This is a genomic window from Paenarthrobacter sp. AR 02 (genome assembly GCF_021538675.1).
Taxonomy (GTDB): domain Bacteria; phylum Actinomycetota; class Actinomycetes; order Actinomycetales; family Micrococcaceae; genus Arthrobacter.
Genome location: NZ_JAJUKH010000007.1, coordinates 111525 through 127514, shown reverse-complemented (window position 1 = coordinate 127514; position 15990 = coordinate 111525). Strand labels below are relative to the sequence as shown.

Below are 15990 nucleotides of genomic sequence, written 5' to 3'. Positions count from 1 at the left end.
GCTAGTTTCGCCGGTACCCGGGCAGTGGTGGAGCTTGTGATTGGTAGCTGTGGCCTGTGGGTGTGGTGATTCTGAGCGTGTGCCGGCTTCCTGCTTCGGGTGTGGACTTCCAGCCGGGGTTTTCTTTGGTGTGGTTGCAGGCTTCGCAGAGTCCGGTGCCGTTGTGAACGGTGGTGGGACCGTCTGAGTGCCACGGGATGACGTGGTCCAGGTGTCGGATGGGCGCGTCGCAGTAGGGGGTGCGGCAGGTGTTGTCTCGTGTTTGGATGAAGCGTCGTATTCCGGGTGGGAAGAAGCGTGCCCGTGAGTCGGTGGCGAGTAGTTCACCGGTTCGCGGGGCGGTGTAGAGCCGGCGGACCCAGACGTTGAAGTCCTGGTAGTAAGCCCCGGGCCCTTCACCGACTTGTCCGTTGCTGAGCAGTTCCCGGGCCCAGCCGGCGGGAACGATCCCGTAGCCATTCAGCCGTGCCGGTTCGCTGTCTCCGGCCAGGAGGGTCCTGTCGGTCATGACCAGTTGCAGGTCGATACCCGTGTACCCGGCCGCGGTGCCGGTGATCCGCTCCACCAGGGTGTCGGCCATGACCTGGCCCTTGGACCGGGTATCACCGGCGGACCGGGCCGTACCAGCTTGCCGGGTCAGTGCCGCGAACACGGCGACGCCTTGGGCGACGGGCAACAGGGCGGTCAGGTAGGCCATGGTGTCCGGCGCCGGGCGGAGGCTGACGTACCGTTCGGACGCGGCGTGCGCTGCGCGTTCGGTCACAGAGCGGGGATCACGCCGGTACGCCGCGGCCTTCACGGCGGCAGCGATGGCTTTGTCCCCGGCACCATCGAACGTGCCGGTGTCGGGGGCCAGTTCCTCATCCACTGCGGCCCGGTCCTCAGCAGATAAGCACGCCGTTTCCTTGACCAGCAGCGTTGCCCGCCATTCGTTCAGCTGCCCGGATTCCAGCGCGGCCATGGTGTGCGGCATTTCCGTGACCAGAGCCTTGGCCAGGCCCAGCAGCCGGGAGCCTTTGTTTGGTGACTCCCGCCGGGCCAACGCCACCTGCGCCCCAATACCCTTGCCCCGCTCCGAAGCCGGGATACCTTTCTCTGCCTGTTCCTGCCGCTGGGCCAGGTCAAACGCCACGGCGATCTTGGCCTGCAAGCTTGAGATCGCCGACTTCATGTCCTCCAGCACCCGCAACTGCTGGATCAGGTCACCACTGACCGTACCGTCCGGCCCGTAACCAGCGCCAGTGGCACAGTTCGCAACAGCAGCAGCGGAATGCGCCGGCGCAGCCATAGCCACTGCACCCGTTTGCCCTTCCCGAACCTGCACCATGAGAACACTCTCCCAGCAGGCACCGACAATATTAGGTCCGCACTTGTGGAGCTAAATGGCTCGTCTGGTCAGCCCACCGGTACATGGTGCAGTAGTTTCCGGAGGGCCCGAACTGTCCTTACATTCATAATTCGGATCTCCCACTCACGGACAGTTACCGGTGGTTGTTTCAGGGGCTTTTTGTGCTTTTCATTCAGGTGCTTTCGCGAAGAGAACTGCGCTAAGAGGGCAAAGACCGAAAGGGCCACTGTGCCGATAGCCACCCAAAGCCCGAGCCCGTGGTCGTCCGAACCAGTCAGCCAAATGGCAATGAGCGTTGAGTTGAGCACGAACGTGACTGCCAAGCCCAGCGTCGCCAAGGTCAGCAGCCAGGAGTATCCGCGCACTCGGCGCGTTGCCAGCTCAAGCAGGTCCAGTCCGTGTTGACGGTCAGAGGCGATAAACGATGCCCAGCTTTCCCTGAGCGCGCCGTTGCCTGCTGCCAGATCCGCTTCATACCGGCGAAGGGCCGCATTAGCCGATGCCAGCTCATCGTGGGAATGGGCGAGCGACTGCCGCATGGACAATACGTCTCGCTCAAGTCTCGCAACCTTTCGGCGCTCGGCCCCAAGGCTTTCCTTAAAGGACGTCGGGTACTTTTTCCCAGATGCTCCGGGGCTGGCTGAGGGGGTCGTGATCGCCACCGCGGCGGCTGTCGGTGTCGTGAGAGATGCCGTGGCTGCCCGGTCAGCGATGGATACGTCCTGACGGTGCCCAATGCCGGTGATAACGGGCACGGGCGATTCAAGGATGGCACGCGCCAGTTCTTCATCCTGGAACCCCCGCATAGTCCGCCAGTGGCCGCCGCCTCGCGTAATGACAACAAGATCATGACCGTTCCTGCGCGCTTCATCACAGTAGGTTCGGAGGGTCGCGGCTGCCGACTGACCACTCAAGCTCATGTGACGATACGTGATTTCCGGCTTGTTCCCACTCTTCGAAATGCTCAGGTGGTGCTTGAAGTCCTCGACACCCTGAGATTTTTCCGGCGAGATCACAGTGATCTTGCGTAATCGTCCTAACGAAAAACCGTCTTTGGCGTCCTCATATATCGCGTCGTCATCGGCGTGGAGTCTCGAGTGACCCGGAAAATCGTCCTTAAGTGCTTGAAGCGTTTGGCGATCCTTCAGGAGCATCGCACCGTTGAGGGAGAAATCCGATGAAATGTCAGTGACCTTCAAATAGATGTCGCCGGTCTCGGACCACATTCGCAGTTGTCCGGAAACTTCCAGTTCCATGCCGTCAATCATGGCCGCCTTGAAGCTCTCTCCAGCTGCATCGAAGGCCCTTTTGATCGTAGTCAGTTCGGCATTCCACACCCTTGCGGGAAGGACAAAAGTCCGCTCACCACTCACCGTCACCAGGTCAAAGGTCCACCCCGATGCTTTGGGCTCTGCGTTCCGACACTCGGCAATGACGGTGAGGGCCAGTGCCTGCAGGGGACCGCGAATCTCCTCGTAGACCTGCTCAACACTTTTGGCCGATATGGCCGAATTTTCCAATCCCTTAGCGATTCCCGTCATTCCCGAATGCTCCCCTCCGTCGGGTCATGGTTACCTCTGAATAGTAGTGACGTGCGGTGGCCTTTTCTGACGGTATTAGCCGTCCCACCCTTGTCCGCGTCCCAACTTCAGGGGAAGATGTTGGCCAACTTTGAAAGGACGTCCCATGGTGCAGCTTGAGAAGTTTGAGAAGTACCTGATCGAAGAGTTCTACGACGATTACCGCTCCGGCGAAATGTCGCACGGGACGTTTACCCGGCGGGTGGCATTCATCATGGGCAGCATGACGGCCACGGCGGCGGCCATGATGTTGGTGGGCTGTACACCGCAGGAGATACCGAGGGCAACGGATCCTATGCCGACCCCAACGGCCACCGGATCGGCGGCACCAAAAGACACTGCCACAACGGCCGTGCCCAACGCCAAAAGTCCGCTGTCGGTCCCGGAAGGCGCAGCGGGGCTGACCACGGCTCCAGTCAATTTCCAGTCTCAAGGAACCCAAATCAGTGGCTACCTGGCCCGGCCCGAGGACGGAGGGCAACACCCTGCCGTCCTGATCTGCCACGAAAACCGAGGCCTCACCCCGCATATCCAAGACGTGGCCCGACGCTTCGCCAAGCAAGGATACGTCGCGCTGGCCGTGGACCTTCTCAGCAGGGAAGGCGGCACGGCCAACATGGACCCGGATGCCGTTCCTGGTGCGCTGACCCAGGCCGGCGCAGCGCGCCATGTGGGTGACTTCAAAGCCGCCTTCGAGTATCTCAACGGCCAGGGCTTCGTGGAGCAGGGCCGTATCGCCATGATCGGTTTCTGCTTCGGCGGCGGCATCACATGGCAGGCGAGTACGGAGATTCCAGGACTCAAGGCAACGAGCGCCTTCTACGGCCCGGCCCCGGACTTGGCCAAGGTGCCAACCATCAAGCCGGCAGTGATGGGTGTGTATGCCGAGAAGGATGCGCGAATCACGGGCCCCATGCCGCAACTCCAGGAAGCGCTGGACAGGACCAGCGTCAAGCACCAACTCAAGGTGTATCCCGGCGTGGACCATGCCTTCCATAACGACACCAGTGACCGCTACGTGGAAGCTCAGGCAACGGCGGCATGGAACGACACTATGGCGTGGTTCAGGGACAACGTCTAGCCCCGCAACCGGGCCACTTCGCTCGCGAGCTCTGCCTCCAACGTCTCGATGCTGGGCAGGCTGGACAACAGCTCATCCGGCAAGGAATCAGCCAGTGAGGTCTTCCATTCCGCGATGCCCACGGGTGCGTTGAAGCCTCGGAGCGCGTACTCGGCCACCACGCTGTTCTTCTCCTTGCACAGCAGCAACCCGATGGTTGGTTTGTCGTCCGGGTGCGCCATCAGGTCATCCACGGCTGCCATGTACATGCCCAGCTGCCCCAGGAACCCGGGTTCGAACTTCACTGCCTTGAGTTCAATCACCATGTAGCAGCGAAGCTTCAGGTGGTAGAACAGCAGGTCCGCGAAGAATTCGTCACCGGCGATTTCCAGCCGCACCTGCTCGCCAACAAAGGCGAATCCCTGGCCAAGCTCCAACAGGAACTTCTCCACATGCTTCACCAACTGCACCTCCAGGTCCCGTTCAGTGTGTCGATCGGTCATGGCAAGGAAATCGAAAACGTAGGGATCCTTGGTTGCCTGCTGCGCGAGATCGGAGTCCGCACGGACCATGGTGGAAGCGAAGTTGGTGATGGCTTGCCCGGAGCGTTCATGCAAGCGCGTGGAGATCTGGTGAGTCAAAACGTTCCTCGACCATCCATGCTGGGCAGCGGCCGCTGCGTACCAAAGCCGCGTGGCGGCGTCGTCGAGCTTTTCCAGCAGGGCGATCTGGTGGTACCAGGGCAATGTTGCAAGCGGCGCTTGCAACATTGGGAAGTCCGGCCAGGCCTGCGCGAAGCTCTTCATGTACCGCAGGTTCCTGGGGGAGAAGCCCTTCGCTCCGGGGAACCGCGTGCGGATGTCGGCAGACAATCGTGTGACTACCTTGGCGCCCCAGCCTTGCTCCGATTCGCGTTCGGCCAGTTGCCGCCCGATGCTCCAGTAGGAGTTCAGGAGCTCGCTGTTGGCCGCCGCCATCGCACGGGTTCGGCCGACCCGGACTTCCCTGGCCACGGTGTCGAGCAGCGTGGGGTACCAGTCGGGCATCGACGATGCGGCGGGAACACCCGGAAATGACGCCTCGGCGGCGAGCTCTTGGGACGGCATGTTTCTCCTGTCAGTGGCTGGTAAAACCACGGTATGGGGAGGCCCTGACAAAATAGCCGTGTGAGTGAAGCCGGTGAATTCGTGGACTACACGCTGCAGATGGAATCGACCTGGGAGAAAGCTGCCGAGACCAGCGAGCGCCTCGGCCAAGGCCTGAAGGTTTATGGTGCATCGGTAGGCGCAATACGCGGAACGGTCCGTGACGCCCTGAAGCGGTACAAGAACCTCAGCCACGATGACATCACGGCCCTGAGCTCTGAGCTGTGGGAGGAGCCGGTGTTCGAGCGGCGGCTGGCAGCGGTGGTCCTGCTCCAGACAAAGGTAGCTTTACTGGTCAACACGGACCTGACGCGCATTGAAGGCTTCATCCGGAGCGCCGGAACCTGCGAACTCGTCGAGCCCCTGGCCAAAGATGTGGTGCGACCGTTGCTGGCCCGGCTCGAGGGTTTGGCCAGGGAGAGGGCAGAGCGGGTGCTGGAGCGATGGGCCAACGACCCGGATAGTGAACTGCAATATGCAGCCAGCCTTGCCGCCGCACCATAGCCCCTTGATAAGCACCAGCGAGCCGCCTACCGTTTCCATCAACACATGCCAGGAGCCAATTCCGTGAATTGAGAGGCAGGTTGTTCGATGAAATCACTGTGGTTGGACAGGGAGTCAGACTTCACATCCGACCCCGTCCCACACGAGAAGCACTTTGACTCGATAGTGGTGGGAGCGGGAATCACCGGGATGGTCGCCGCGCTGCTGTTGTCCCGGTCCGGCCAGCGGGTGGTGGTCTTCGAAGCCCGAACCCTGGGTGCTGTGACCACTGGCAACACCACCGGAAAGTTGAGCCTCCTTCAAGGCGGCACGTTGTCGGCTTTGCGCAGCCAGTACCCGTTGAAGGTGGTGCAGGCCTATGTGGAGGCCAACAAAACGGGACAAGCGTGGCTCACGCAGTATATGGAGCAGCAAGCTGTCCCGTTCCAGCGCCGCACAACCATCACCTTCGCAACCACCGACGACGGCGGCCAGCGGCTCCGCAAGGAAGCTGCGGTCTCGCGGGACGCAGGTCTTGACGTCCATTTCAGCCGAGATGCCGGCCTGCCTTTCAAGGTGGTGGAGGCGCTGGAACTTGAAGGCCAAGCACAGATCCATCCGATGGAGGTCCTGGACGCGCTGGCCCGGGATATCCGTGAACACGGCGGCCTGGTTGTTGAAGGGGTGCAAGTTCAAAACGTCAGCGGCGACCGGCCCCTGAACGTCACCACCAGGAAAGGCAGCTTCACCGCTGACACAGTAGTGCTCGCGACAGGCACACCCATCCTGGACCGCGGCCTGTACTTTGCCAAGCTGGAGCCGAACCGGTCCTACGCCGCCGCTTTGAGGGTGCCGGGCGCCATTCCTCGGGGTATGTACCTCTCCATTGATTCGCCCACGAGGTCCCAACGCACCTACCCGGCAGCCGACGCGGAACTGTTACTGGTGGGCGGTTACGGGCATGCAGGTGGGCGGGCGACGTCGCCACGACAACATCTGGAGGACCTCCTCGGATGGGCCAACCAGCACTATCCGGGGGCCGAGGTCACCCACACCTGGTCCGCCCAGGATTACCAGGCGACAAATCTCATGCCGTTCTTCGGCAAGCTTCCCCGCGGCAAGGGCCGGATCTTCTTCGGCACCGGATACAACAAGTGGGGCATGAGTAACGGGGTCGCCGCTGCCTTGGCCATCACCTCCGAGATTCTGGGTGGCCACTCGGACTGGGCTACCACCATCCACCACCGCGTCACCTCGCCCAAGGGAGCAGCCGAGGCCGTCCGGCACAACGCGGACATTGCCCGTCGGATGTGGGAGGACAAATCCAAAGTCAAGAACAACCCGGAAATCACTGACGAAACCCGCCCGCCAGAGGGGAGCGGCGTCGTCGGACTTTACAAGGGTGAACCGGCGGCGGTGTCCACCGTGGACGGGAAGGTCTGCAGGGTCTCGGGCAGTTGCGCGCACCTTGGCGGCTTGCTGACGTGGAACGACGCCGAGAAGACCTGGGATTGCCCTTTGCACGGATCGCGCTTCACCCCGGAAGGCAAATACCTTGAAGGTCCCGCGACCCATCACCTGCAAAAGTCCTTGGTCAGGAAGAAGGACTAACCCAATCGCTCTACGCGTCTTTGCGCCTGGTCCGCGGTGCGTCGTTGCTGGGTCGCGGCCCTGACTGCGAGCTTCTTCTTGGATTCAGCGGTGTCCGCGTCCCTGGTGAGGCCGATCAATTCGGCTTCCAGCTCCGCCAGGCGGCGCTTGGCTTCCTCGATGTCCGCCTTCACGCCCGCACGGCGATCGGCCAGTTCCTTCACAGCCTCCCACGCCGCGGCCGCCGCTTGTTCCGCTTCCCGCGCCTCCTGATCGGCAGCATCGAACGCGGCGCGGGCTTCCTCCAGCGCTGCCGTCCGCTTGGCTGCCCGACGCTCGGCCAGGGACGTAGCTTCATCCTGGGGTGCATTCTTGGGCGCCCGCGTTTTCCTGGCAGGTTCCGGTTTATCCCGCTTCTTTGGCGTGTGCACCTGTTGCTCAGGCACTTTCGAGGCAGGGCGTGCAGCGGCCTCGGGACCGGCAGCCGCAACGGCGCCGTCGAGGTCGACTGCTTCGAACCCGCTGCTGCTCAGCCCCCGTACCAGCCTGCCAGTCGCCACGGCTGTCGCGGCTCTGGCATCAGCCATCGCTGCCCTCAAGGTCTGTTCGACGTCGGCAGCCGCTGCTGCGCTGAGCGGCGCTCCGAGCTCGCCCGCAAGGTCTTTGGCAGCGTGCACGGCCGCAGTCAGTTCACCTTGGCGTTTCTGTCCGAGTTCGCGAAAAGCCCCCGCGTCCGACGCTTCCTGCGCGGCCCGGAGGGAACTGCCAAAACGTACGACGCCGTCAATCACCTCGGGTTTGTGAACGGCAAGCATGTTGATGGCCCAGGCTCCGGCAGCTGGCTTGGGAAGGCTGCCGATTTCCTTCGACAGCTCCTTTTCGCCGTTGTCTTTGGCTTTCCGGACCAAGGCTGTGCGCTGCGTTGTGAAGTCGCGCGGCATGACGGCGTACAGCTCCTGGGCAGCGTCGCGGAGTTCCATGGACCCATCCTAGGGTTCCTCCGGACGAACCCGGTGGACCGAATCCGCGGAGGGCGGGTACTTAGGGTAGCCTAAGTCGAGTGGACCAGATCATGAGCTTGCCCTTCGGCGTCGCCCTCGCGGCGCTCTTCGCCATTGTCATGATCCGCGTCAACGTCACGTATTGGATTGGCCGGGGAGCGGTTGCAGGGTTCGCGCACACCCGTTTGGGCAGTTCCTTGGAACGACCCAAAGCAGCCCGGGCCCAAGCGCTCATCCAGCGTTGGGGTCCGTACGCCGTCGTGCTTTCCTTCCTGACGATAGGCCTGCAGACGGCCATCAACCTGGCAGCCGGCGCGGCCCGTATGCCGCTGCGCCGTTACCTCCCTGCAGCCGTTGTCGGCTCCGTGGTCTGGGCAGTGCTGTACGCCACCATTGGCCTGGCTGCCTTGGAGGCCTGGTTGGCGGTGGCTGCGGCGTCGCCTGTGGGTGCCGCGTTGGGCGTTGCCACTTTGGCGGCGGTTGTGGTCTGGGTTGTCGTGTTCCGCCGGCGGCGGGCAGCGGCCAAATCAGCGGATACAGTGGTCTGAGTTCTACAGCTGGATCGGCGAAAGGCTTGGGTTTGACTACTGCATTACCGGATTTGGCGGACGGCGATTTCTACTACAAGTCGTTGGGATCGGGGCGCTACCGCTCGACGATCCACGCCCAGGGTGCCTGGAATCCGCATGAACAGCACATGGCTCCGGCCTCCGGCATCATCGCTGATGCTTTGGTCCGTCACGAGCCCAGGGACGATGTTCGCCTGGCGCGGATCAGCTATGAAATTTTGGGCCTCATTCCGGGCGGGGAGTTCCAGGTCACCACTTCAACGCTGAGGCCGGGCCGGACCATCGAACTCATCCAGGCCGAACTTTCAGCAGGGGGCCGGGTGGCCATCCGGGCGGCTGCATGGCGAATGATCACCAGTGACACCAGCGCGGTGGCCGCCGTCGAAGATGAACCGATGCCCGCGCCGGACGAATGCAAACCGTGGGACGGCGCCAGCGTGTGGCCCGGTGGCTACATCCGTTCCCTGGAAATGCGCTTGGCCGAGGGGCACCGTCCGGGCTCCGGCCGAGTGTGGATCCGGACCTCGCACCCGCTGACCGATCGGGACGACAGCACGGACCTGGCGCGGCTGATGGGACTCGTGGATACGGCCAACGGCATCGCCGCCCGCGTTCCGCCCGGAGAAAACAGCTACATCTTCCCCAACCTGGACCTGCAGATCCACATGTACAGGGCGCCTGCGGGCGAATGGTTGGGGTTGGACAACAAGGTCTCCTTCGGGGCAGACGGCATTGGCCTGACGTCCACCGTGCTTCACGACGTCAACGGACCGTTCGGCCGGGCCGAGCAGATCCTGACCCTGAGGAAGAGCTAGTGGGTGCGGCCACGACGGAAGTCACGGAACGTAGACAGCTGACGGCATACCGTCAGCCCAAGTCATTGGGGGCGGCAGAGGACCTCGACTTCGCTTTGGAGCTCCTGAAACGTGCCCGGAGCGGTCAGTTGGGGCCGTCCCTGCGTCTGTACCGCCCGAAGCCGACGGTTGCCTTCGGCCAGCGCGATGCGAACCTGCCGGGTTTTGGCGCCGCTGAAGAAGCGTGCCGCGAGCTGGGGTTCGAGCCGCTGGTCCGCAAAGCCGGAGGCCGGGCGGCTGCTTACCACGAAGGCTCGCTGGTGATCGATCACGTGGAGCCCCACCCCGACGCCATCGTCCGGGCCAAGGCACGGTTTTCGGAATTTGGCGATTTGCTGGCCGGTGCCCTGCGCAGCGTTGGCGTCCACGCCGCCGTCGGAGAAATCCCGGGGGAGTATTGCCCCGGTGAGTTCAGCGTCCACGGTGAGGACCCGGACTTTCCCTCGCACCGGATCAAGCTGATCGGCACCGCGCAACGGGTGGTTTCCGGCGGTTGGCTCTTCAGTTCAGTGATCGTGGTGGAGAACTCGCAGCCCATCCGCGATGTCCTGACGGCCAGTTACGCGGCCCTCGGACTGGACTGGGATCCGGCTACCGCTGGTGCGGCAAACGACCTGCTGCCGCACCTGGACGTCAAAACCGTGGAGGACGCCGTGATCGAGGCCTACCGTGGTTACGCGGACGTCCTCGACGGCGACTTCCCGGCGCTCCTGGGTTAATGGCCACGGCGGGGCAATAACCACGGCTGGTCAATAGCCACGGCTGCGGCCGGCTGCCTCCTCGAAAAAGGTGGCAGCCGGCCGCAGCCGTCCCTTAAGGGCTAGTGTCCGCGGGCGATCCATTCGTCCAGATGCGGGGCCTCGGAACCGATGGTGGTGGTGTCACCGTGTCCTGTGCGGACCACTGTTTCCGCGGGGAGCGGCAGCAACCGTGTACGGATGGATTCGATGATGGTGGGGAAGTCGCTGTACGACCGTCCTGTGGCTCCTGGCCCGCCCTGGAAGAGGGTATCGCCGCTGAAGAGCGTCCCTTGGCTGGGCAGGTGGAAGGAGACCGACCCCGGCGAGTGGCCGGGTGTGTGGATCGCTTCCAGCGTTGCACCGGCAACGGTGAAGGTGTCTCCGTCGGCGATGGAGTGGTCAGGATCGGCTTCCGGGAAGACATCGTGCCAGAGCATCCAGTCGTCCTTGTGCAGGTAGACCGGCGCCTTGGCGAGCTCCCGGAATTCGCCGGCATAGCGGATGTGGTCGTCGTGGCCGTGTGTGAGCAGGATTGCTGTCACTGCCCGGCCGTTGACGGCGTCGACAATCGCGGAGGGATCGTGGGCTGGATCGATGACGATGCACTCGTCGGCGTCACCGATGATCCACACGTTGTTGTCCACCTCCCATGTTCCGCCGTCGAGGGAGAAGGTTCCGGACGTTACGACGCGGTCGATCGTGGGGCTGGTCCCGGCGTTCACAGTTCCACCACCGACCTGAGGACTGCGCCCTGGTGCATCTTGTCGAAAGCTTCTTCCACCTGGTTGATGGTGACGCGCTCGGTTACGAAGGCATCCAGGTCCAGCCTGCCCTGCTTGTAGAGGTCAACCAGCATGGGGAAGTCCCTGGAGGGCAGGCAGTCGCCGTACCAGGAGGACTTCAACGATCCGCCACGGCCAAAGACATCCAGGAGCGGGAGCTCAAGCGTCATTTCGGGGGTGGGGACGCCCACCAGGACAACGGTTCCGGCGAGATCGCGGGCGTAGAAGGCCTGCTTATAGGTTTCGGGCCTTCCGACGGCGTCAATCACCACGTCCGCTCCGAAACCGCCGGTGAGCGCACGGATTTCCTCAACGGGGTCCCCGGCAGAGGAATCGACGGTGTGGGTGGCACCCAGTTCCTTGGCGCGCTCCAGCTTTTTGGGGTCGATGTCCACCGCGATGATGGTGGTGGCTCCTGCGAGCGCAGCGCCGGCGATGGCTGCTACGCCGACACCTCCGCAGCCGATGACGGCAACGGAGTCGCCGCGCTTGACGCCGCCGGTGTTGATCGCGGCGCCCAAACCTGCCATGACGCCGCAGCCGAGCAGGCCGACGGCGGCGGGATCGGCGTCGGCGTCTACTTTGGTGCACTGCCCGGCCGCTACGAGTGTCTTTTCGATGAACGCTCCAATGCCCAGGGCCGGCGACAACTCGGTGCCGTCCTCGAGGGTCATCTTTTGCGTGGCGTTGTGGGTGTTGAAGCAGTACTGGGCTTGACCGCGCTTACAGGCGCGGCAGTTTCCGCAGACTGCCCGCCAGTTGAGGACTACGCGGTCGCCGGGGGCGACGTCGGTGACATCGGGACCCACCGCGCTGACGACGCCGGTGGCTTCGTGGCCCAGCAGGAACGGGAAGTCGTCACTGATGCCGCCCAGCTTGTAGTGGAGGTCGGTGTGGCAGACGCCGCTTGTGAGGATGTCGACGAGGGCTTCGCCGGGTCCGGGTTCGGGTACCAAGACGGTTTCGAGGGTTGCCGGCGCGCCTTTGGAGCGGACGACGACGCCTTTGACTGCGTGGACCATGGAGAGGGTTCCCTTCGGGCTCGCGGAGAGCGGGCCCGGTTAACTGCAGAAGGGCCCGCTACGGATTCCCATTCTGTCTATCACAGGTGGCAGACAGCGTGTGGATTGTTCCGGCGGACCCTGGTGCGGTTACGCGTGGAGCCAGCGGTTATACGGCGACCAGGCGCTTCTCAACCTCGGATGCCGAAGGGTTGGTCGCTGCCGTGCCGTCCGGGAAAAGCACGGTGGGAACGGTGCGGTTTCCACCGTTGAGCTGCTCGACGAGTTCGGCGGTGCCATCGACTTCTTCGATGTTGATCTCGGTGTAGCCGATGCCCTTGGCGTCCAGCTGCTTCTTCAGGCGGTTGCAGTAACCGCACCAGGTGGTCGAGAACATGGTGATGGTGCCGGAGTCGGGAGTGAAGTCCACAGAGCTCTCCTCAGTAGTTGGGTCGTTTTCGCGGGTTGGTTCCTTCCTGACAACGGTAACCCGGTACCGAATAATTCCCGTGCGGCGGGGAAGCGCACATGACATCACATGTCCGCGCTGGTGCGTTCCTTCGGGAAAGGGCAGACTGTTCGCATGTGTGGACGCTATGTAATGGCCCGTGCGGTGGGGGACCTGCTCGCCGACTTTAGCGCCGAGCTGGAGAACGAGATCGCCTTGGAAAAGTCGTGGAATGTTGCCCCGACAGATGCGGTTCCCGTTGTCCTGGAGAGGGTTGTTGACGATCACCTGAAAAGGCAGCTGCATGTTGCCAAGTGGGGGCTCGTGCCTTCGTGGGCCAAGGATCCCAAGGGCGGTGCCAGGCTGATTAACGCCCGCAGTGAAACCCTCTTGGAGAAGCCCTCCTTCAAGAAGGCCGCCGTTGCGCGCCGGTGTGCGGTCCCTGCCGATGGCTACTACGAGTGGAAGAAGGGTGAGGGAAAGAGCAAGCAGCCCTATTACGTGCACCCGGGGGACGGGCATGGACTGGTCTTCGCGGGGTTGTATGAGTGGTGGAAGGACCAGTCGGCTGCACCCGATGACCCGGGACGCTGGCTGCTTTCGATGTCCATCCTGACCGCAGACACCCCGACGGCCGAATCAGCCCAGACCCGGCGCAGTGCCTCGGTCTTTGACGAACTGACTGCCCTCCATGACCGCGTTCCCTTGCCTATGAGCACCGAGACGATGGAAGCCTGGCTTGATCCGCGCGAAAAGGATGCGGCGGGGTTGGTGGAACTGGTCCGTTCCAGGGCGCACGACGCAGCGGCCGATTGGACCATCGACCCGGTGGGTGCCGCTGTGGGTAATGTCCGCAACAACTCACCGGAACTGATTGAACCCGTGGAAGGGCTCTTCTAGCGGTCAGAGCGCTTCGTTCACGGGGACGCCGGACTGGAAATCCCGGCCGTCTGCTTCGCTGAACGCTGTCATGACATGTCCCTTGCTGAGTCCATGGATGGCAGAGATGGGGAAGTTGCCCGTGATGACGTTGCCGGAGTGCTCCACGCCCTTGATGTCGTAGTTTTCCTCCGCGCTGAGTGCGTGGTTGAACGAGTAGAACGAGATCGCTTCACCGTTCATGAACTCGATCCCCAACCTGCGCTGGGAGGAGTAGTCTTCGCTGGCAGCAACAAGGCCCACGACGTAGGCGCCGGAGCCAGGAATGTTGCCGTCAATTTCGAACCGTGCCACCAGGTTCTCGTCGGAGGCGGAGATGTTGACCTGCTTGAGGAGTGCGTCATTGGTACTCATGGCACAATCCTGCTCTGCGGACCCTCTGCCGTCCACCCCTTGGCGGGTTAGCCCGCCAGGAGGCGCTGGATGTTGCTCGCCACGACTGTGGGCTCAAGGCTTTGTCCACGGCGCGCAGTAAGGGTGTGCAGTGCAAGTCCGTCGCTGTAATCGGCCACAGCTTCCGCCCGTGCCCTGGCATCGGATATGCCCATGGTTTCTAGAACCTGTGCCAAGGCGGAGAGCATCCGTTCGTGACCGGCTGCCACAACGTCGGGTTGGTCGAGTGCGAGGACGAAGCGTGCCCGGGTCAGTTCAGCGTTTTCGTGCGCGAGTGCCACGACTGCGGTGGCGAGTTGACCCGCCAAGGCGGCCACCGACGTCGGAACCTCCAGGGCTCCCTGCTGCAGCAGCCGGTTGTCTTGTTCTTCAACGCGGTCGACGGCGGCTGCCACTAAAGCGGCGCGGTTGCGGAAATAGTTGGAGGTAGTTCCGACGGCGACGCCGGCCTGGGCGTCGACGGCGCGGTGGGTGAGTCCTTTGAGGCCTTGCGCGGAGACAACGGCGAGCGCTGCGTCGGCCAGGAGTGTGCGTCGGTCAGCCATGGCGAAAGTCTAGCTTCAACCCCTGTTGGTACTACAAATGTAGTAGTACTGTGAGCGCATGGAAAACGTAGACATTATTGGCGGCGGCATAGCCGGGCTGGCGCTCGCAGCCCGGCTGGATCCCGGACGCTTCACGGTCACCCTGCACGAGCAAAAACCCCAACTCCCCACTGTCGGAACAACCTTGGCGATGTGGCCCGAAGCCCAGCGGGCCCTGTCTCGGTTGGGGATCCTCGGTGCAGTAAGGGGGCGGGGCTCCGTCATCAGCGCGGGCGCCCTCCGGAATCCGGGAGGAAAGCCGGTGCTGTCCATGGAAGGAGAGGGCTTGCTCGGCGTCTCCCGGACCGAGCTGCTCAGCCTGCTGGACTCCGCCGTGCCGGGCGTCGTACGCCGGGTTACGCAGCCGGTGGAAAGCCTTCCCGCTCCCGCTGGGTTGACGGTGGGTGCGGACGGCGTCCATAGCGTGGTTCGCCAAGCTGCATGGGGGAAACGCAGTACCGCCAAGGCGACGCCGTTCCTGGCCATACGTGGGGTAGTACCCACGGTCCCATCACCCGGGGATGTTGGAGAGTACTGGGGCAAGGGCGAGATTTTCGGCATGGCCCCGGCCTTGGGCGGAACCAACTGGTACGCCTCCTTCAGATCCCACCTGGGTCCAGGGCGGGTCGACGTCGAAGTAGCGCTCGAAGCGACAAGGGGGCGCTATGCCGGGTACTCGCCAGCCGTGCAACAGGTGCTTTCCCAGGCATCCGACAAAAATTCGCTGGCCCAACGCATCTGGACCACCCCTGCCCTTGCCCGCTACGCAAAGGGAAGGGTCGTATTGATCGGAGATGCCGCCCACGCCATGACGCCCAACCTCGGCAGGGGCGCCTGCGAAGCACTCATTGATGCCGTGACCCTGGGAGGGCTGCTCAATGACCTGCCAATAGAGGAAGCGCTCGCAAAGTATGAAAGGAAGCGTGTACTCCGTACTCAGCAAATGCGGTTGGCATCGTCCCTGATGGGCAGGATTTCCCTCGCCCAGCGCTGGCAACCCGCGCGGGATGCCTTGCTGAAGCAAGCGGGAAAGAGTGTCTCCCGAACCCACGGAAAGGCGAAAACTTCGAAGTAGGTTTTGTCGGTACAGCGTCGTAAACTGGAAGTATTCGAACATACTTTCGAATACGAACTCAGGCGCAAGGAGTGTGGATATGGGACTGTTCAGCGAATCAGTGGACGTCATCTGCACAGACCAGGGCCAGCCACTGGAAGTCACATGGAAAGGGACCAGCTACAAAGTCACGGGAGAACCGAACCGATGGTTCGAACGGCGCAAGTGGTGGGCAGAGGAAACCCGTGCACCCATCGGCAGCGGAGCAGGGCTGGTTGACCACGAAATCTGGCGCGTACAACTCGAAAACACCATCACCCTCGACGTCGTCCGCCACCTTGGCAGCGGGCGATGGCGGCTACTCCGCATCCACGACGCCGCACCTGCACGCGCCGTTGAACCCGACGAAGCAGCGTGAC

At 63.0% G+C, this 15990-nt stretch carries 18 protein-coding genes; 9 read left to right on the top strand and 9 right to left on the bottom strand.

The window, feature by feature from the left end; all coding sequences use genetic code 11:
* Position 1: 1 nt before the first annotated feature.
* A complete protein-coding gene (locus LRQ04_RS14280; RefSeq protein WP_235520831.1) occupies positions 2-1327 on the bottom strand; it encodes a DUF222 domain-containing protein in 1326 nt (441 codons plus the stop codon).
* A gap of 68 nt (positions 1328-1395) precedes the next feature.
* Positions 1396-2868 carry an exodeoxyribonuclease VII large subunit gene (locus LRQ04_RS14275; protein ID WP_235520829.1) on the bottom strand — a complete coding sequence of 491 codons (1473 nt, stop codon included), beginning with the start codon at positions 2866-2868 and terminating at the stop codon, positions 1396-1398.
* Positions 2869-3034: 166 nt separating this feature from the next.
* Between LRQ04_RS14275 and LRQ04_RS14270 the strand changes: the two genes are divergently transcribed.
* Positions 3035-4009, top strand: a complete 975-nt coding sequence (locus tag LRQ04_RS14270) for a dienelactone hydrolase family protein (protein ID WP_235520827.1) — start codon at positions 3035-3037, stop codon at positions 4007-4009.
* On the opposite strand, the gene LRQ04_RS14265 is transcribed toward LRQ04_RS14270, so the two are convergent.
* Positions 4006-5094, bottom strand: a complete 1089-nt coding sequence (locus tag LRQ04_RS14265) for a YhcG family protein (RefSeq protein ID WP_235520825.1) — start codon at positions 5092-5094, stop codon at positions 4006-4008. The genes LRQ04_RS14270 and LRQ04_RS14265 overlap by 4 nt on opposite strands.
* Positions 5095-5154: 60 nt before the next feature.
* Between LRQ04_RS14265 and LRQ04_RS14260 the strand changes: the two genes are divergently transcribed.
* On the top strand, positions 5155-5637 hold the full coding sequence (locus tag LRQ04_RS14260; protein WP_235520823.1) for a DNA alkylation repair protein: 483 nt from the start codon (positions 5155-5157) through the stop codon (positions 5635-5637).
* Between the two features lie 87 nt (positions 5638-5724).
* Positions 5725-7227: an FAD-dependent oxidoreductase gene (locus LRQ04_RS14255; protein WP_235520822.1), complete on the top strand. Its 1503-nt coding sequence runs from the start codon at positions 5725-5727 to the stop codon at positions 7225-7227.
* On the opposite strand, the gene LRQ04_RS14250 is transcribed toward LRQ04_RS14255, so the two are convergent.
* The gene (locus tag LRQ04_RS14250; RefSeq protein WP_235520819.1) at positions 7224-8186 is read right to left on the bottom strand and encodes a hypothetical protein; all 963 of its coding nucleotides are present in this window, start codon (positions 8184-8186) and stop codon (positions 7224-7226) included. The two genes, LRQ04_RS14255 and LRQ04_RS14250, sit on opposite strands and share 4 nt — an antisense overlap.
* Positions 8187-8278: 92 nt before the next feature.
* Between LRQ04_RS14250 and LRQ04_RS14245 the strand changes: the two genes are divergently transcribed.
* From LRQ04_RS14245 to LRQ04_RS14235, 3 genes are read left to right on the top strand one after another with little or no spacing between them, the layout of a single operon-like run.
* Positions 8279-8755 carry a VTT domain-containing protein gene (locus tag LRQ04_RS14245; protein ID WP_255774236.1) on the top strand — a complete coding sequence of 159 codons (477 nt, stop codon included), beginning with the start codon at positions 8279-8281 and terminating at the stop codon, positions 8753-8755.
* A gap of 32 nt (positions 8756-8787) precedes the next feature.
* The gene (locus tag LRQ04_RS14240) at positions 8788-9591 is read left to right on the top strand and encodes a thioesterase family protein (protein ID WP_235520815.1); all 804 of its coding nucleotides are present in this window, start codon (positions 8788-8790) and stop codon (positions 9589-9591) included.
* Entirely contained in the window at positions 9591-10349 is a 759-nt protein-coding gene (locus LRQ04_RS14235; RefSeq protein WP_235520813.1) for a lipoate--protein ligase family protein, read from the top strand. Before LRQ04_RS14240 ends, LRQ04_RS14235 begins: the two co-directional genes overlap by 1 nt.
* Positions 10350-10450: 101 nt before the next feature.
* Here the strand turns inward: LRQ04_RS14235 and LRQ04_RS14230 are convergent, their stop codons facing one another.
* From LRQ04_RS14230 to LRQ04_RS14220, 3 genes are all read right to left on the bottom strand, one after another.
* On the bottom strand, positions 10451-11092 hold the full coding sequence (locus LRQ04_RS14230; protein WP_235520811.1) for an MBL fold metallo-hydrolase: 642 nt from the start codon (positions 11090-11092) through the stop codon (positions 10451-10453).
* A complete protein-coding gene (locus LRQ04_RS14225) occupies positions 11089-12174 on the bottom strand; it encodes an S-(hydroxymethyl)mycothiol dehydrogenase (RefSeq protein WP_235520809.1) in 1086 nt (361 codons plus the stop codon). Before LRQ04_RS14225 ends, LRQ04_RS14230 begins: the two co-directional genes overlap by 4 nt.
* A 148-nt stretch (positions 12175-12322) precedes the next feature.
* A complete protein-coding gene (locus LRQ04_RS14220; protein ID WP_091467878.1) occupies positions 12323-12583 on the bottom strand; it encodes a mycoredoxin in 261 nt (86 codons plus the stop codon).
* A gap of 171 nt (positions 12584-12754) precedes the next feature.
* On the opposite strand from LRQ04_RS14220, the gene LRQ04_RS14215 reads away from it, so the two are divergent.
* Complete coding sequence (locus LRQ04_RS14215; RefSeq protein WP_235520914.1) at positions 12755-13501, top strand: SOS response-associated peptidase; 747 nt, start codon at positions 12755-12757, stop codon at positions 13499-13501.
* 3 nt (positions 13502-13504) lie between these two features.
* Here LRQ04_RS14215 and LRQ04_RS14210 read toward each other — a convergent pair whose 3' ends face one another.
* Both LRQ04_RS14210 and LRQ04_RS14205 read right to left on the bottom strand, forming a co-directional pair.
* Entirely contained in the window at positions 13505-13894 is a 390-nt protein-coding gene (locus tag LRQ04_RS14210) for a hypothetical protein (protein ID WP_235520807.1), read from the bottom strand.
* 47 nt (positions 13895-13941) lie between these two features.
* Positions 13942-14478, bottom strand: a complete 537-nt coding sequence (locus LRQ04_RS14205; protein ID WP_235520805.1) for a TetR/AcrR family transcriptional regulator — start codon at positions 14476-14478, stop codon at positions 13942-13944.
* A 58-nt stretch (positions 14479-14536) separates the two neighbouring features.
* On the opposite strand from LRQ04_RS14205, the gene LRQ04_RS14200 reads away from it, so the two are divergent.
* Together LRQ04_RS14200 and LRQ04_RS14195 are read left to right on the top strand one after the other, a co-directional pair.
* A complete protein-coding gene (locus LRQ04_RS14200; protein ID WP_235520803.1) occupies positions 14537-15592 on the top strand; it encodes an FAD-dependent monooxygenase in 1056 nt (351 codons plus the stop codon).
* Positions 15593-15671: 79 nt separating this feature from the next.
* Complete coding sequence (locus LRQ04_RS14195) at positions 15672-15989, top strand: DUF6504 family protein (protein WP_235520801.1); 318 nt, start codon at positions 15672-15674, stop codon at positions 15987-15989.
* Position 15990: the final 1 nt, after the last annotated feature.

Coding starts and splice junctions, on each gene's coding strand:
- LRQ04_RS14280 (WP_235520831.1), bottom strand. CDS start 1,327: ATGGTGCAGGTTCGGGAAGGGCAAACGGGTGCAGTGGCTATGGCTGCG.
- LRQ04_RS14270 (WP_235520827.1), top strand. CDS start 3,035: ATGGTGCAGCTTGAGAAGTTTGAGAAGTACCTGATCGAAGAGTTCTAC.
- LRQ04_RS14265 (WP_235520825.1), bottom strand. CDS start 5,094: ATGCCGTCCCAAGAGCTCGCCGCCGAGGCGTCATTTCCGGGTGTTCCC.
- LRQ04_RS14255 (WP_235520822.1), top strand. CDS start 5,725: ATGAAATCACTGTGGTTGGACAGGGAGTCAGACTTCACATCCGACCCC.
- LRQ04_RS14250 (WP_235520819.1), bottom strand. CDS start 8,186: ATGGAACTCCGCGACGCTGCCCAGGAGCTGTACGCCGTCATGCCGCGC.
- LRQ04_RS14245 (WP_255774236.1), top strand. CDS start 8,279: ATGAGCTTGCCCTTCGGCGTCGCCCTCGCGGCGCTCTTCGCCATTGTC.
- LRQ04_RS14225 (WP_235520809.1), bottom strand. CDS start 12,174: ATGGTCCACGCAGTCAAAGGCGTCGTCGTCCGCTCCAAAGGCGCGCCG.
- LRQ04_RS14215 (WP_235520914.1), top strand. CDS start 12,755: ATGGCCCGTGCGGTGGGGGACCTGCTCGCCGACTTTAGCGCCGAGCTG.
- LRQ04_RS14210 (WP_235520807.1), bottom strand. CDS start 13,894: ATGAGTACCAATGACGCACTCCTCAAGCAGGTCAACATCTCCGCCTCC.
- LRQ04_RS14205 (WP_235520805.1), bottom strand. CDS start 14,478: ATGGCTGACCGACGCACACTCCTGGCCGACGCAGCGCTCGCCGTTGTC.
- LRQ04_RS14200 (WP_235520803.1), top strand. CDS start 14,537: ATGGAAAACGTAGACATTATTGGCGGCGGCATAGCCGGGCTGGCGCTC.
- LRQ04_RS14195 (WP_235520801.1), top strand. CDS start 15,672: ATGGGACTGTTCAGCGAATCAGTGGACGTCATCTGCACAGACCAGGGC.